Raw genomic sequence first — 17142 nt, forward strand, 5'->3', positions numbered from 1 at the left:
CCCTACACCCTTACTTTTTGAATGGGAAGTTAAACGCGTCCAGCAGAGCACGTGCTTCTTCATTAGAGCTCGCACTGGTAGTGATAGTAATATCCATACCACGAACTTTATCCACTTTATCGAAATCGATTTCAGGGAAAATGATTTGCTCACGCACGCCCATGCTGTAGTTACCACGACCGTCGAATGATTTAGGATTCAAACCACGGAAATCGCGGATACGCGGGATAGCGATTGAAATCAAACGCTCTAGGAATTCCCACATACGCTCGCCACGTAGGGTTACTTTACAGCCAATCGGATAACCTTCACGGATTTTAAAACCCGCTACTGATTTTCTTGCAACCGTAACAACAGGCTTCTGATAAGCGATAGCCGTCATGTCAGCTTGAGCATTCTCAAGTACCTTTTTGTCAGCAACTGCTTCACCTAAACCCATGTTTAGAGTGATTTTTTCAATCCGAGGGACTTGCATGACGCTTTTGTATCCGAACTGCTTAGCAAGTTCAGCTACTACTGTTTCTTTATAGAAATCATGCAGTTTCGCCATCGTACTCTCCAATATAATTAAACAAGTTCGCCGTTAGACTTGAAGAAACGTACTTTCTTCTCATCTTCGAAACGGAAACCAACGCGATCTGCTTTGCCCGTTGCCGGGTTAACAATCGCAACATTAGAAACGTGAATAGAAGCTTCTTTCTCAACGATGCCACCAGCTACGCCCAATTGTGGGTTTGGCTTAGTGTGCTTCTTGACAAGATTGATGCCTTCTACAATTACACGGTTGTCAGCAATAAGCACTTTAAGGACTTTGCCTTGTTTGCCTTTGTCTTTACCCGCTAATACGACTACTTCATCATCACGACGAATTTTATTAGCCATTATCGTGACTCCTTATAGTACCTCTGGGGCCAATGAGATGATTTTCATGAAGTTTTCACTTCTCAACTCACGGGTAACCGGGCCAAAGATACGCGTACCAATTGGTTGCTTGTTAGCATTAAGCATAACAGCCGCGTTACCGTCAAAACGGATGGTTGAACCATCTGCACGACGAACGCCTTTTCTAGTACGCACCACCACTGCGTTCAGTACGTCACCTTTTTTAACTTTACCGCGAGGAATTGCTTCCTTAACAGTAACTTTGATGATGTCACCGATACCTGCATAACGGCGATGCGAGCCACCAAGAACCTTAATACACTGAACCCTGCGAGCGCCGCTGTTGTCTGCAACGTCCAGGTTAGTTTGCATTTGGATCATGTTAGTGCTCCGCTCTTAAATTAAGACTCTCCCGAGTCGTTAGTGCTGCTAAAAACAACTGGATATCGTTGCTTTTATGTACATACCCCCATAAAAAGGGCGCGAAATAATAACAGAAAACTTTTTGAAGTGATAGCGGTAAATTGAATTATTTTTAAACTATAAGGCCAATAAAAAAGCCCCAGCGAAAAGCCGGGGCTAATAACCACGTCACAGGTTATCAAGCAGGACTTTTTAACGCATTTTCTGTTGTTTCGGCGTGTCGACGTAAATGCTTGTAGATGCACGCTTTTAGGCGACTTGCTCCAACTGGTTTAGATATGAAGTCATCCATCCCAGAATTCAAGCATTTTTCTTTGTCACCCACCAAAGCATTTGCTGTTAATGCGACTATCGGGATGTCTTGCGCTTCGCCTCCCATCTTGCGAATTCTCCTTGTTGCCTCTAAACCGTCCATTGTCGGCATGTTGCAATCCATAAGAATAATTGAGTAGGCGCTGTTGTTATCAAGTGTTTGTTGCACTTTTTCTATGGCTTCTGCACCGTTCTCTGCTAAGTCAGCATCGATGCCTACTACTTTCATTTGCTCCTTTATTACTAGCTGATTAATTTCGTTGTCTTCTACAACAAGCGCTTTGTACCGACTCAAATCTTTTACGTCGCCAAAATTCATAAACGCGTTGTCAAACTGAGCAATCGGTTGATGTACGGCTAGAGCGTTATCTAAAACCAGGTCAATGATAAATGTACTACCTTTACCAAGTTCGCTTTGAACGGTAACGTCTCCCCCGTAGTGATTAACAATTTGTTTAACGATGGCCAGTCCCAAGCCAGTACCACCAAAGCGTTTTTGTGTATTGTTACTCGCCTGCATGAAAGGGAAAAAACCAAAGACTGCTGTTGTTCGCTAATACCAATGCCTGTATCTGAGACACGGATTTTCAACTTATACTGTTCATCGCCATAATGAACGCAGCGCGCATCAAGCTTTACGACCCCCGTCTCAGTAAACTTAATCGCATTATTAAGTAGATTGATGATGACCTGACCAATGCGAAGTCCGTCGACGACAAATCGCTTTCCTTCTATAGCTTTTGTATTCACGTTAAGCGTTATGCCTTTACGGTCAGCTAACCGCAAGAACATGGGTATTTGTTCGCTAATGACACACGCCAAATCAGTAGATTCATTTTCGAAAGACATATTGCCCGAGTCTATTTTCGAAAAGTCGAGAATGTCATTAATAATACCTAATAATGATTCTGCGCTTTTCATCGCCACGGCTGTGTATTCTTGTTGTGTCAGCGATAATGACGTAGTTTCTAACGTCTCAAGCATACCTTGAATGCCGTGTATCGGGGTGCGTATCTCGTGGCTCATGTTTGCTAAAAACTCACTGCGCGTCTTCAAAGCTTGTTCAGCTATTTCCGTTTTTCTTCTAAGGTCCGCCTTATCTAAATATTGTTGAGTGATATCCATAGTGGCACCGATTATCTTAATACACCGCCCATTCTCCATAACTGGGTGTGCCCTACTTTCCAGCCATTTGTGCTCGCCAGCATCGGTCTCAACTTGAAATTCATAGTTAAACTCTTCGCCTGTTTTTATAATGCGCTTGAATCTCTCTACGTATTCTTGTTTTGCTCCTTCATCTTTGATCAGACTCACTACATATTCGGGACGAACAATTTTTTCGCCACTAACATTAAGCATCTTTTTCAATGATTCTGACCACACAAGCGTGCCCGAAGATATATTGAGTTCCCATGTTCCAACGCTAAGCAAGATTGGTAATTTGTAATAGCAAAGAATTTCTTTCTTCCAATACCGTTTTTTGTGCTTTTAGTTTGTCAATAACTTGCTGCTTCTCTAATTCATTGCCAATCCATGATGCGAGAAGCAGCAAATAATCAAGTTCTATCGACGTAAATGGCGCTTCACGTGATGTTGTGGAAGAAAAATTGACCGTACCAAAAAATTCTCCGTTTACTCTGACAGGACATGCTAAATAACTTTTTAACGTGAATTTCTCGAAACAAGGATGTGTAGCGCCAGGAGACGAGTCAATATTGTGATACGAAACAACAGCATCTGTTGCCACCACGTCAGCGCAGTAGGTGTCACACAGGTCAAAGACAGCGCCTTTTTCGATGCTGCTATCCGCCGTGTAAGCGGCGAGAACTTGGTATCGCTTACCCTGAATACTGCTCACTATGCCTGCTTCAAGACCTAGAATATTGCAGCCTATTTTCAATAGGCTTTGCAGCTTTTCTGCAAACGATAGCTGCGCATCATTGGAGACAGTATGTAAGTCCTGAATAATACTCATGAGATTATTCATCCCCTAAAGCTATACAAAAAAGGGCTAACGTCAAATGCCGCCAGCCCTTTAAAATTAAGCTATTTTGGGAAAGAAGAAAGTTTTGCCTCTTATCAATTAGTATAAAAAATGACTAACTGACTAATAAAGCACATTAATTTCATAACCCGTCGCAGTGTCCGCTGGTTCTAAAGTCACGATATAGTTTTCTTCTTCGGTAAATCCAAACAATGCGGTTCTATCTAACAAGATCTGTTCTTCATTATCGTCTTCATATACTGCTATGACTTCATAATAGTCGGAAGGTAATACTTCACTGGCACTTTCGCCAAACTCCAAGTTCTGTAAATCGTATTCAGCGGTATCAATAGTTTCGTCGTTGCGAACTAAATAAAAGTCCACATCTTCAAAGTCACTTACCAAATTAATGAAGTTAACAGTTTTGTCATAGGCTTGCGGCAGCCCACTTTCTACGAACGTCACCGCGCCAAGTTGGCTGTCAGTGTTGTAAATAAGTATAGCTTTACTCTCTCCTTGGTTCAGCGTCACCAATTTATTGTTAAGTGACGTCGCGCTGCTAGTTGGGTCGTTCACAGTAACGCGGTAATCGCCATAACGAATAGCCGTAAATGAAGACAGCTCGTCAGCGGCTAGGGTGAAGCTAACGTCTTCTTCATCAGTGTTACCGCCAAAACTTACTTGTAACTCTGCATCAATATTTGTCGAATTGTAAATGCGATACTGTGAATCAGCCTCTACATCAGTCAGCGCTGTGACTGTCGACGAGTTTAAGATAGTGTCGACAACAAGACCTTCTTGAATCGCACCGCTTACATCTCGAAGTGTCATGACGTATTCAGTTTCGTAAATGAAATCGAGAGTTTGAGATTCGAATACCACAGTATCGCTACCTGGCTCAGTAAGATAAACAGTATATTCACCTTCGTCGAAATAATCGCTGTCATCATCCGCATCCCAAAACGCTAACTCGCTCATATCTGCTGGGTTAACCGTTCCAAGAAAATTTGCTGCTTCAAACGGGTCGCCAGACTCACTCATGTAAAAGTCATAAGATGATTCATCTGCCGTTACTGACAACGCAAATAGGCGAAAATGGTCTTCCATCGACTCTCTTTCATACTCGTAAGTAGTGAAAGTGGGGCTAGCGAAGTCACCGCTCATGACAACGAGCGTCTTATGGCCTTCTGTCAGATCTATCGTTACAGCGTCGATATACACTTCTTGGTCATCTGAGTCCGTACGAATAAACTCCAACTCTAGTTCTCCCTCTTCCATAGAGAACATAGAGGTTGTATCGCCAAATTGTGCAGAACCGAAGCTGTCACCGTCAACTTCACGCATCTCAACATTAGCGCCATTAGGAGAGGCGTTGTAAAACTGTACATAGGCATAAGAGTAGTCTGAGCTACTGCTGTCAGAGCCACCACAGGCACTAAGGCCGAAGAGTGCAACAAGTACACTGATTATGGTTCTAAAACCCAGCGATTGATACGCAGATGGCGTGGCGATTTGCATAATATAGAATATCCTTCAGATGTTATTTTCGTTTTGTTGAAACAAACTTAGCGGTAAGCGAGTGCTTAAAAACATGCACCATACCGCCATCTGGCAGTAGAGGAAGGGGTTGGTTCAGCCGTTTACGCAATCTTTGCAAAGCTGAACATTCTTTAACATTTCTTGACAAAACCCTACAGCGAGCACGCGCTAGCTGTGCTAGGAATATTTGCCGCAAAATAAAAAAGCCTGCATAAAGCAGGCTTAAAAGGGAGACGGTTACTGTTTACTCGTACGAGTAAGACAAAGTTACACCGCTGTAAGTTGAGTATGCGCGAATACCAATATGCCATGTGCCAGCTGCTGGCGCATCAAACGTACATACTTCATTGTTGCCGCTTTCATACGGACGACAGTCATAACTGTTAGTTTCAGGTTGTGAGCCAAACTTAACGTAAAGATCTGCATCACCTGAGCCACCCGCAGTACTGATGGTCATGCGAGTTACACCCTCTGGAATTGTCCAGGTGTAGCGATCCCAATTGCGGCGAGTGCCTGATAATCCAGTAAGCTGGCCTGATACAGGTTCAACGCCTGGCTCAGAACCGCCACCATCTCCACCACCTGAGCCAGAACACCCGTTAGTATTAAGGTAGTTATAGGCGTCAGCTAGCTGCATTAAGCCATAACCGTAGAAATTATCTCGGCCTGAGCTGCCTTTGTCTTTAGCCGTAGCATTTAATGCATTTCTAATTTGGTTGTTTGAACACTGAGGGAAGTAACTCCATACCAACGCTGCACCACCAGCAACGTGTGGTGTTGCCATAGAAGTACCGCTTAACGATGCGTACGTATTGGTTGGGTATGTTGACTGTACTGCACTTCCAGGTGCTGCAATTTCTACTTGATCATTATATTGGCTGTAGCTTGCGCGGTTTTCATTAGAGTCAACCGCTGCTACCGACATTACTGCATCATAAGATGCTGGGTACGATTTAGCGCTGTTGCCATCGTTACCTGCCGCTGCAACCAATAGCATACCCGCATCAGTAAAGCTCTGCATTGCATTGCGCTCAGCAGTAGACGAGCTGCCGCCACCCAAACTCATGTTTACAACATCAGAACCCGCTGACTGACATTGAGTGATAGCATCGATAAGATCTGAAGCAAATGTCCATTGACCACTGTCGTTAAAGATCTTAATGATGTGCATGTCCACACCAGGATAAACGCCAATAACACCTTCATTATTGTCATAAGCGCCGATAGTGCCAGCAACGTGAGTACCGTGACCATTGCCATCGTTGTACCAATTACCTACAGCACTATTATTGGCTTGGCCCGACACACCACCATTAGTATCTGGTAAATCCGGATGCCCTAGGTTATAGCCAGTATCAATGATACAAACCTTACGTGCTTGTGTATCTGATTGACCAAACTGATTAGCTTGTACCATTGTGTAGCCGTAAGGCGTCGATTGTGCTTTTAGATAGCGAAGAGGGTCGTTCTCTACGCTTTGCACATTAGGGTTATTGCGAAGTTTGTTAAGCGCAACTTTTGACATGGTTGCGGCAACCATTCTGTGCTTCTCAAGCGTTTTATTGATAACGCCACCAGCTTTGGTTACTTCTGAACGAGCTTGAGCTATATCAAAAGCCTGTTTTTTAGCACTTTGACCTTTTAAGCCTTCGCCACTTACCATTGCGTCTTTAAATGTAACGATGTAGCGCTCTTGCTCAACTGTCTGATCAATGCCTAGTGTTAGTCGATTGCCTAACGCTGATTGAAGATTCTGTGGCTTCTCATCTACTTTAACAAGCCCTTCGCTTGCCGCCATAGCAGAGTTGCCCATTAAGCCAAGTGACACAGCAAGAGCTGCTGCAGTCACACATGTGTGTTTCTTGTTTAGTTTAGAGTTCAAATTTATTTCCTGTTTATCTGTCTTGTTGTATTTCAGCACTTTTATATATCCGTACTTTTGAAATGCATTTATTATTTATGACATACAGGTAAACCGTTACCTCATACGAAATGCCCATCCATGACTATCGGCGCAACTGCGTTGCAACGACTTCCCCGTTTGCCTAAAAATGTGTAAACCCCACTTTTTTGGATTTCACAAAGTCCATATTAAGAGCGTAATCAGCATGTTACGTATGTTGCCTTACCCCTGGTTGGTACTTTTCATACTTATTAAAAATACGCAAAAAACGGCATATCACGCTGAGCTCCCTAGCGCTGTGCGCCGTGGACAAATTTATATTAGGAACAAACCCACATAATTAACAATAATTAAAGAATCGCAATTGTAACAAAATATTAAAAATCAGTAAGAATAACTTAAAAATTAACGAAATAGAGTGAAAAACAAGCTAAAATCATCAAAATCGATGTATGGAGGGAAAATGAAATGGGCAAAAAACATAACCACACCCTGAGATATTTAAGAAAATCTAAACAGTAAAACATTTAAAGAAGTTTTGGGGAGGTGGGGCGAAGAGAGCGCGCTAGTAAATAATCTCACCAGCGCGAAATAGAACTAGGTTCGGCGTTGTCTAACTATTTCGTACAGACACACACCTGTTGCTACCGAGACATTGAGGCTTGTTACGCTACCAGCCATGGGTAATTTTACAAGTTCATCACAGGTTTCTTTGGTTAATCTGCGCATGCCTTTGCCTTCTGCGCCCATCACGAGCGCAGTAGGGCCTTTTAAGTCGACATCGTATAGCGTTTTATCAGTCTCACCTGCTGTGCCTACTATCCACAAACCTTTGTCTTGAAGATGCTTAAGCGTTCTGGCCAAATTGGTAATTTGAATAAGCGGCATAACTTCAGCCGCACCGCACGCCACTTTTCTCACCGTACCGTTCAGACTCGCCGACTTATCTTTAGGGACTACAACTGCATGCACGCCAGCGCCATCCGCTGTGCGCAAACATGCCCCTAAATTATGCGGGTCGGTTATGCCGTCAAGGACAAGAATAAGTGGCTGTGACTCACGAGCTAAAATGGCATCCAAATCAGCTTCGTCAAGTACACGAGCGGGCTTTGCCCGAGCTACCACACCTTGGTGCTGTTCGCCATTCACCTTGTCATCAAGCGCTTTACGCTGACAAAACTGCACAGAGATACCAAAACGGCGAGCCTGATTAACAATGGTCGTTAAACGATCATCGTTTCGCCCTTTTAACACTAATAGTTCCATTACACGCTCTGGCTCTTTTTCTAGAACCGACTGCATCGCATGCAAACCGTATAACCATTCTTGCTGCGCCATTTAACGCTTACCTCTTTTATTCAGCTTTAATGTTTTACCACTTTTGGCACCGTTTTTTCCGGCGCCCTTTCCTGACGGTTTTGACGTGCCGCTGCGTCTTGCACCATCTTTGCCTTTTGGCTTCTCGCTAAAATCGCGTTTGCCTTTGCCAGATGCTTTCTTTGCAGACTTTACTTTCACTTTCTTACCGCTAAGCGCCGCGCAGCATAGACTTATCAAGCAATAAATCAATCTTTCTTTCATCAAGGTTAACCGCAGCGACTTTAACTTCGACCGTATCACCCAATCTAAACTGACGATGTCCGGATTCTCCGACAAGCGCCTGTTTAACCTCATCATAGTGATAAAAGTCATCGTCCAGCGATGTAATATGAACCAGCCCATCAATGTGGTATTCGGTTAATCGAATGAATAAACCAAAGTTAGTGACCGAACTCACCACGCCTTCGAATGTGTCGCCAACATGGTCGAGCATAAATTCGCACTTTAGCCAGTCAGCCACATCACGGGTCGCGTCATCAGCGCGACGCTCTGTCATTGAGCACTGCTCGCCTAGCTGCTCAATTTCGTCGACGGTGTAATTTTTAGCACCGCTCACTGCTTTTTTGCCCTGCTGCTTCGCAATAATGCCTTTTAAAGCACGGTGAACGACAAGATCAGGATAACGGCGAATAGGCGAGGTAAAGTGCGCATATGCTTCAAGCGCTAGGCCGAAGTGGCCTACATTATCGCCATCATAAATGGCTTGTTTCATTGAGCGTAGCAGCATAGTTTGAATAAGTTCTTCATCCACACGACCACGAGTTTTAAGCACTACGTCGGTAAAGGCGGCGGGTTCAGCATCTTCGGTAATGCGGTGCGGTATGCCTATCTCACCCAAATAGCTAGTAAACGCGGTTAGTCTGTCGGCGTCGGGCTTATCGTGAACTCGATACAATGCGGGCGCTTCATGTTTCTCTAACATCAGTGCTGCGCTTACGTTCGCCATGATCATGCATTCTTCAATGAGCTTATGCGCATCGTTACGCACAAGAGGTACGATATTCTCTATCTTACGCTCGGCATTAAACACAAACTTCACTTCTTGAGTTTCAAACTCAATGGCGCCGCGTTTTGCTCTTGCTTTTTTCAGCGCCCGATACAAATCGTGCAAATTACGCAGGTGTGGTACATGGGCGTCGTAACGTTGATGAAGCTCTTTATCGCCCTGTAATATATTCCATACCTTGGTGTAAGTGAGACGTGCATGGGAATTCATAACCGCTTCGTAGAACTGAAATTCTTCTAGCGTTCCCTGAGCACTTATTGTCATCTCACATACCATACAAAGACGGTCGACTTCTGGATTCAAAGAACACAGACCGTTAGACAACACTTCGGGTAACATGGGGATCACTTGATCAGGGAAATACACCGAATTACCGCGTTGCTGGGCTTCGTCATCAAGGGCAGAGCCCGTGCGCACATAATGGCTCACATCTGCGATAGCAACCCATAACTGCCAACCACCGTCGTCAAGTGGCTCACAATATACCGCATCATCAAAATCTCGCGCATCTTCACCATCAATGGTCACCAAAGGTAATTGGCGCAAATCAATTCGCCCTTCTTTGGCGTCATCAGGAACCTGTTCAGTTAGGCTTTCAATCTGCTTAGCGACACCTTTTGGCCACTGGTGAGGAATATCAAATGTACGCAGCGCCATTTCGATTTCCATTCCTGGCGCCATGTGTTCGCCTAACACTTCGACAATCTTACCCACCGGACTCATTTTACGGCGCGGTCGTTGTGTTATTTCAACTACCACAACTTGCCCCATTCGAGCGCCATGTGTACTTTCAGGCGGAATAACAATTTCGTGCTGCAGACGGCTATCGTCAGGCACTACCATGCCAAACCCTTGTTCAACAAAGTAGCGGCCTACAATAGGCTCACTTCTTGGCTCAACCACTTGAGTCACAAATGCTTCTTTGCGTCCGCGACGGTCAGTACCGCTAATGCGCGCTTCTACAACATCGTCGTGCATAAACAAATTCATTTGCCCAGCACTGATAAACAAATCACCGCTTTTGTCTTCAGGACGCAAGAAACCGTAACCGTCACGATGGCCGATAATACGGCCTTTTATCAATTCATCACGGTTTTGAAGTATGTATTTTTTCTGCTTTGTAAACTGTACTTGCCCTTCGCGCTCCATAGCCCGAAGTCGACGCTGAATACCGATACGGGCATCTTCATCGAAAGCATTAACCAAATTGCAGATATCTAGGAACGACAATGGCATGTCGTGCTCTTTCAACAAGCTCATTAAGTATTCTCGGCTTGCTACCGGGTTTTCGTACTTCTCTTTCTCGCGCTGATAATGCGGATCATCACTCATGTATTTATAAATTACCTTTTATGTTCAATTTCGTTGCAACCACAAAGATAGATAGATGTGGTTGTTTGATGCACAGTATAACAGCATTTACCCTAAAACACGGCGAAGTAATTACCTCCACACAAAACATGTGCTGGTTGTCTGTGTTGATTTTAATACATGTTGGCATTACGACACTTTTCAGCGAGCACCAATTAAGTTGCGCACAGCTATTTTATTCTGTTACTCGCTGACATCACCCTGTCACAAAGCCAACGTATAAATTGGGGTTACTTTTTCTTATTTGATTGTTCAAATAACTTAATCAACTTACCCTACAAAAGAAGCAGGCATTATGGATAGAAGATCGTTTATTAAACTGTCCTCACTCGCAGGTGCAAGTGTGGCAGTGTCAACAGGACTAGCTGGCTGTGTCTCAAGCACATCAGCAAAGAGCAATGCCATATTCACTCACGGTGTTGCAAGTGGTGATCCTCTGCAAAGTGCCGTTATTATATGGACGCGAGCACTACCAGAATCTCCTTCGGTAAAAGCTGACGTGCTATGGGAAGTAGCTAACGACAGTAACTTCGCCAACGTTATAGCCAGTGGCATCGTAGAGGCTGCCGCGAACAACGATTTCACTGTAAAAGTAGACGTAACAGGTTTATCGCCTGATAACGCTTACTTTTATCGCTTCGTTAGTGCAAATAATGTCAGTCCAGTTGGTCTCACTAAAACCCTACCAAGCAGAAAATGTAGATAAAGTGACATTTGGCATTTTCTCTTGCTCAAATTATCCCGCAGGATTTTTTACGCCTTATATGGAAGCCTCACAGGATGACGCTATCGATTATGTGTTGCATTTGGGCGATTATATTTATGAATATGATGGGCAAGGGTATGCTACAGAACATGCGAAAGAGATAGGGCGTACTTTTGAACCAGACAATGATACCGAGCTATATACACTGACTGATTATCGCAAGCGCTATGCGCTATATCGCACCGACGAAGGCTTACTTGCACTTCATCAGAAAAAGCCTTTCATTGTGGTTTGGGACGACCACGAAATCACTAACGATACATATAAAGACGGCGCCGAAAATCACCAAGAAGATGAAGGCGACTTCTACGCTCGCAGGGCTGCGGCTGTACAAGCCTATTACGAGTGGTTACCTATACGTCCACCGTTTGGCGAGGAACGTCTTGAAATCTATCGCCAGTTTACATTTGGTAAACTACTAGACTTATATATGCTCGATACTCGCGTGTTGGCGCGTGACAAACAACTTGAGTATGCGCACTACCGCGACAACGAAACAAAAGCGTTCGATCAAGAAGGCTTTGTGAAAGATATCAGCAACCCCTCACGGGGATTACTTGGCGACACGCAACGCAGCTGGCTAAACACAGCCATGCAAAACAGTAACGCGAAATGGCAGATACTCGGCCAGCAGCTTTTAATTGGTCGTATGCTGTTTCCAGTATCTATTTTCAATGGTGTTCCTCGTGAAGATATTCCTTCGCACGTTCATACGTTAGCAAACCTTAAGCGTAAACAGATGCGAGGCGGCGAGCTTACAGAGCAAGAACTCGCCATGGTTGATACCGTTATGCCCTACAATCTCGACGCATGGGACGGCTACCCGGTGGAACGAGAGCGCTTGCTAGCACAACTAAAACAACTCAATAAACCGGTTATTGCCCTTGCGGGTGATACACATAACGCGTGGCATAACGCACTTACTCTAGAAGACGGTACGTTCGTAGCCACAGAAATCGCAACGCCTGGGGTGACATCGCCGGGTATGGAGCATTACCTTTCTATGGACGATGATGCAGCTAAAACTTTAGCCGAAGACCTCCCGTTATTGATAAGAGACTTAGCGTATTGCAACCTTCATCAACGCGGCTTTCTCTCACTTGAAGTCACTGATAATCAGGCCGTTGCTACATGGCATTTTGTTGACGCCATTTTGACAAAAAGTGGAAAAGTTACTGACAAGAAGACCTACACTATAAATGCTTAACTGATATCTGTGAGCAAATAACGAAGCCATAGAAAAAACATCTGAAAAAGCCGCCATGCAACATAGCAGAGGCGGCTTTTTATTGTGGAAGTTGTCAAAACCTTGTCTGTTAAAACTCGTAATACAAACGTACACCAGCAATTCTTGGCATACCGCGCACAAACGTTGGTATACCTAATCCACCACCAGTATTCCCTGCATCTATTAAGTACTCTTTATCAAACAAGTTGTTCGCGTAAATTTCATATGAAAATGCGCTATTGTTCTCACTAAACTTGAGCGATACATCGGTTAACGAATAGGTATCCTGAGACAGACCAGGGTAGTTGCTGCTTTCGAAAAAGACCTCAGACTGAAAGCTAGTCAGCCAGTTCACGTCGAATGTCCAATCGCCAACATAGAAGAGTTTGTTGATATTTATTGCTCCGCTTACTTCAGGGGCTAAACGGAATTTATTACCACCATATTGAAATGGTGAGCCATCAGACGTGTTGTCCGCAAACTCTGCATCGAGAAAGCCTACGCTAGCGGTGAATGTTAATGTATCGCTATAGTTGTAGGTAGCCATACCTTCAATCCCCGACATGGTAGAATCACCAACCGTAACCGTGATGGATTGAAGTGTATCTTGGTCAGTATAGCTTTGCTGATAATCACTGTACTCGTATGTAAAAATAGCACCAGAGAAAATGAAATTCGCACTTTGATACTTAACACCTAAATCATAGCTATCAACAATTTCCGCTCTGGTGATGTTAGTGCCACCTGCATTGGCATCAACGACAGGTGAACGACGGCCTTTTGCGTAGTTTGCATAGAGGTTCCAGCTATCATTCGCGTCGTAACTTATAGCAAATCGCGGCAGTGTATCGTCAAAGTCTCCTTCGGCCTCAAAAGTGAATGGGCCTCCAGGCAAAGCAAATGTGTTTCGGGTAAAGCGTGTCTCATCAATGTAACGAACACCAGCCGTCACGTTGATGCTGTCAGTAACAAAATAAGATAACTCGGCAACATAACTTCTAATATCAAGCTCAGCTTCAAACGTGAAAGGCCCTTGAACAAGAACAGGCGGAAAATCTGGGCTTGAAATAGGCGTGCCGTCTTCATTAAATAGCGACGATACCAAAATGGCACGAAGCGCTTCAATTTCAGCAAGCGATGCATTAGTTGCTATGTTTTGGTCTAGCGGAATATTAGACGACGCTTCTAACTGCGCTTTTACAGCATCGAAGGTACCACGGATAAAGGGGTCAACCATTACATAGTATGGCAAAATTGAATCGTCTTGATTAATTGAGGCACCAATGAATCCTGCAAGCTTATCTCCAGAATCGTACACTAGACGCATAGAGCCACCTTTTAGCGTGGCGTCGTTGTTAAAAAACGCATCTTGTATACGCAGCGCAGAACCATCTGCATCAAACCCCTCGCTGACTTCTACATCTTTATAAAACGCATCTGCATGTAAGCTTAGTGTTTGATTGAAATCGTAATTAACCGTAATGTCATAGGCTTGCAAGGTACGTTCGATCCCCAGTTCACTGCCTAAACTAAACTCGGCCGCGGTGTAAGGGCTTGTGTCGCCGTTATTTGGTGCAATAGATCCTGATTTAAACGCAATACCCGGCTGGTCGTTGTACTCCATCGCCGCTCTTGCGACAACCTCAAGCTTCTCATAACTAGCCTTATACGTTGCTCTTAATGCCTGTACCGATACTCCCTGCAAATCCTCTCCACTGCAGGCTTCGCTATTGCCAAGGTGATTATACATACTACCAAATGCGTAATACGCCCCTTCACTACACGCATTATTTTCTACAACTCCATCCATTTCGCGGTACAAACCAGCAATTCGAAAACTGTGATTGTCGTTAATGGGCTGATTGTACATAAACTCTACTTCTTCTCCTTGCTCACTGTTGTAACCAAGTTGAACTTTGACTTCTTTTTCATTGGTAGGAAGGTTGGAGTGGATACTGATCGCACCATTGGCGGCCGCTACACCAAATAAGGTGGGTTGTGGTCCTTTCAGTACCTCAACGCGTGCAATGTCAAAAAGCGCTACACTCGATACCGTTTTTTTACTGATATCAAAGCCATCTTGATACACTGAAATACGTGGTGTGGCCGATACTGCTGATACGTCATCCGTTACACCGCGAATGTTAAATGAAGGCAGGCTGACAGCTTGTTCTTGAATTTGTACGTTAGGAAGAATGCGAGAGAGTTCATCAAGCTCCATGATATTGGTACGCTCAAGAAACTCGCTACCAATCACGTCCATGGTTACTGGCACGTCCATTATAGACTGCTCACGCATTTGTGCCGTCACCGTAATTTCTTCAATATAGTCATTTTCATCTGCAGAGCCATCGGGTGTATTGCTCTGCGCTAAAGCTGACTGAGAAAGCGCGAATAAAACCGCACTAGCGATAAGTGTGCGAGGGTACATACTTGGTTCCTTTTGAGATGTGTGTTGAGTTTTTATTGAATGAGCTATCAATTATGTTTTGAGCAAAGAATGTAGTGGGGCTTTGCGACGGTTCAATGACGTGAAAGTGACAAGTGAAAGGCATTTTTGTGACATAAATCACAGAAATATCAGACCATTAATTGGATGTATGGTCTTTTGATGCAAAAGCGTGCTACGCTTCGTGTCAGTGTACTATTCGACCCAAACTATGTTGAAGGAAAGTAAAATGAAAAAGGCGATGATGATGCTGACCGCCGTAGGTGCAGCAACACTTTTGAGCGCATGTAGCGCAGAGCATGGAACTACGCAGTGTACAACAGCGGCACAGTCAGAATGGCAAAACCAAGAGATGTTCCAAGCCAAATTACTTGCTCAAGGCTATAAGATTAATGAGTTTAAAGTTACTGGTGGCAACTGCTACGAGATCTACGGCTTCGACAAAGACGAAAACAAAGTTGAAATTTACTTCAACCCAGTCGATGGAAGCGTAGTGAAAGAAGAGCGTCATTAATTGCCAATAAAGGCAATAACGCATGAATACGTGAAAACGCTGCAGTAACCTGTGGCGTTTTTTGTTGTTAAGCCGTGTGTCAAAAATTAACAAGAGTCTGCTCCGTGAACCGCGCTACAAACAATGAACTTATTATTTGGGACCCGCTTGTACGGCTTTGTCACTGGGGCATAGTTGCTGCGTTCATTGCCAACTACTTTATTGTTGAACCTGGCCGCCTTTACCACGAAATTGCAGGGTATTGCGCCCTCACGCTTGTTATTGTGCGAATGGTATGGGGGTTTTATGTCTCTCCTACCTCGTTTGCCAGCTTTAAAACCATAAATCTTTCTCAACACGCATTTCAAGCGCACCTTCGCCAGCTCAAGAACCAAAATATACCTAAGGCTCATGGGCATAACCCGTTTGGTTGGCTGATGGTATTCGCCGTTATTATCCTATTAGTTGGGTTAGGGATAACCGGCTTTATGATGGAGGAGATTGATGCCTTGTTTGGCAATAGCGCGCTGGAATGGACACACAGTCTTATGGCCGATGGGTTATATGGATGCGTGCTTGTTCATATCGCCGCCGTGTTTTGGACACAATATAAAGGGCAAATACAATTGATTCGCCCCATGCTTAGCGGCAGGCGTAAACAGTAAACGAGCAAATCTGCTTGTTAGCTATCTAGCGGACGTTTGGCCTCGCGCACCGCTTTTGGATGCATTAACTTTTCTAAACGCGCAAGGTAACCAGCGATTTGTTGATGCTGCTGTTTATCATCAGTTACCGAATTATATAGCCAATGGTAAGCGTCTTCATAATCATAGGGACTGCCGTACCCTTCAAGAAACAACTCCACCAAGCGAATTTGCGCTTTAAGGTTTTTCAGCGCTGCGGCTTCTCGCAAGTAAACCACTGCACGAGATTTATCTTGCTGAACGAGTGTGCCTTTCGCATAGTAGCGCCCAAGCTGCTCAAGCGCAGCAGGCAACCCTTGGTTGGCGGCGTCTTCCATATAACCAATACCGCGAGACGGCGCTGCATCCACGCACACGCCCCACGCTAGCATATCACCCCATAAAAACTGGTAAGCAGGTACCTTCAGTACATCTGCACGTGCTTCAATATCTTGAACAAGCTGGCACCTGTCCTCCACCACTTTATCAAGGTGGGTATTGGCATTGATAAGCTCGATGAGTTTATCTTGGCTGTACAATTGCACTGCTCTAAGCTCTTCTATGGTCTCGCCTTCTAACGCAAACGCCGACGAAGCGCATAGGCCGCAAAAAGACTAAGCCATCAAACTACATAGTTTTCGATGTGACAAATGTGAAATCATAACTATAAAAAGCACAAAACAAGCGTAACTAGGTTATCGACACAGTATAGAATAACTTAAC

The 17142-nt window shown here is 44.3% G+C and carries 12 protein-coding genes and 3 pseudogenes; 3 read left to right on the forward strand and 12 right to left on the reverse strand.

Annotation, left to right across the window (positions count from 1 at the left end; genetic code table 11):
- Positions 1 to 10: 10 nt before the first annotated feature.
- From rplE to rnr, 10 genes and pseudogenes are all read right to left on the reverse strand, one after another.
- Positions 11 to 550, reverse strand: coding sequence for a 50S ribosomal protein L5 (gene rplE / locus V6N89_RS18650; protein ID WP_346993087.1), 540 nt, complete (start codon positions 548 to 550; stop codon positions 11 to 13).
- 17 nt (positions 551 to 567) lie between these two features.
- Positions 568 to 882, reverse strand: a complete 315-nt coding sequence (gene rplX / locus V6N89_RS18655; RefSeq protein ID WP_338518924.1) for a 50S ribosomal protein L24 — start codon at positions 880 to 882, stop codon at positions 568 to 570.
- Between the two features lie 12 nt (positions 883 to 894).
- Positions 895 to 1263 carry a 50S ribosomal protein L14 gene (gene rplN / locus V6N89_RS18660; protein ID WP_012519228.1) on the reverse strand — a complete coding sequence of 123 codons (369 nt, stop codon included), beginning with the start codon at positions 1261 to 1263 and terminating at the stop codon, positions 895 to 897.
- Between the two features lie 220 nt (positions 1264 to 1483).
- Entirely contained in the window at positions 1484 to 1936 is a 453-nt protein-coding gene (locus V6N89_RS18665; RefSeq protein WP_431189813.1) for a response regulator, read from the reverse strand.
- 111 nt (positions 1937 to 2047) lie between these two features.
- Positions 2048 to 2976, reverse strand: a pseudogene (locus V6N89_RS18670) (PAS domain-containing sensor histidine kinase); the annotation flags it as partial.
- 64 nt (positions 2977 to 3040) lie between these two features.
- Positions 3041 to 3592: a GAF domain-containing protein gene (locus V6N89_RS18675; RefSeq protein WP_338518926.1), complete on the reverse strand. Its 552-nt coding sequence runs from the start codon at positions 3590 to 3592 to the stop codon at positions 3041 to 3043.
- A 132-nt stretch (positions 3593 to 3724) separates the two neighbouring features.
- Entirely contained in the window at positions 3725 to 5119 is a 1395-nt protein-coding gene (locus tag V6N89_RS18680; protein WP_346993089.1) for a DUF4397 domain-containing protein, read from the reverse strand.
- Between the two features lie 265 nt (positions 5120 to 5384).
- Positions 5385 to 7022, reverse strand: a complete 1638-nt coding sequence (locus V6N89_RS18685; protein ID WP_338518929.1) for a S8 family serine peptidase — start codon at positions 7020 to 7022, stop codon at positions 5385 to 5387.
- Between the two features lie 618 nt (positions 7023 to 7640).
- Positions 7641 to 8381 (reverse strand): 23S rRNA (guanosine(2251)-2'-O)-methyltransferase RlmB, encoded by a 741-nt coding sequence (gene rlmB, locus V6N89_RS18690; protein ID WP_338518930.1) that lies wholly within the window; start codon positions 8379 to 8381, stop codon positions 7641 to 7643.
- A pseudogene (gene rnr, locus V6N89_RS18700) lies at positions 8382 to 10761 on the reverse strand (ribonuclease R).
- A gap of 334 nt (positions 10762 to 11095) precedes the next feature.
- Between rnr and V6N89_RS18705 the strand changes: the two are divergent.
- Positions 11096 to 12773 (forward strand): annotated as a pseudogene (locus V6N89_RS18705) (alkaline phosphatase D family protein).
- Between the two features lie 109 nt (positions 12774 to 12882).
- Here the strand turns inward: V6N89_RS18705 and V6N89_RS18710 are convergent.
- Entirely contained in the window at positions 12883 to 15225 is a 2343-nt protein-coding gene (locus V6N89_RS18710; protein WP_338518933.1) for a TonB-dependent receptor, read from the reverse strand.
- 247 nt (positions 15226 to 15472) lie between these two features.
- On the opposite strand from V6N89_RS18710, the gene V6N89_RS18715 reads away from it, so the two are divergent.
- Positions 15473 to 15757: a PepSY domain-containing protein gene (locus V6N89_RS18715; RefSeq protein WP_338518934.1), complete on the forward strand. Its 285-nt coding sequence runs from the start codon at positions 15473 to 15475 to the stop codon at positions 15755 to 15757.
- A 104-nt stretch (positions 15758 to 15861) separates the two neighbouring features.
- The gene (locus tag V6N89_RS18720; protein ID WP_338518935.1) at positions 15862 to 16401 is read left to right on the forward strand and encodes a cytochrome b/b6 domain-containing protein; all 540 of its coding nucleotides are present in this window, start codon (positions 15862 to 15864) and stop codon (positions 16399 to 16401) included.
- 17 nt (positions 16402 to 16418) lie between these two features.
- On the opposite strand, the gene V6N89_RS18725 is transcribed toward V6N89_RS18720, so the two are convergent.
- On the reverse strand, positions 16419 to 16982 hold the full coding sequence (locus V6N89_RS18725) for a tetratricopeptide repeat protein (protein WP_346993820.1): 564 nt from the start codon (positions 16980 to 16982) through the stop codon (positions 16419 to 16421).
- Positions 16983 to 17142 lie beyond the last annotated feature (160 nt).

Origin of the sequence: Alteromonas gracilis, assembly GCF_036870955.2 — a bacterium.
In the GTDB taxonomy this organism is placed as follows: Bacteria; Pseudomonadota; Gammaproteobacteria; order Enterobacterales; family Alteromonadaceae; genus Alteromonas; species Alteromonas gracilis_A.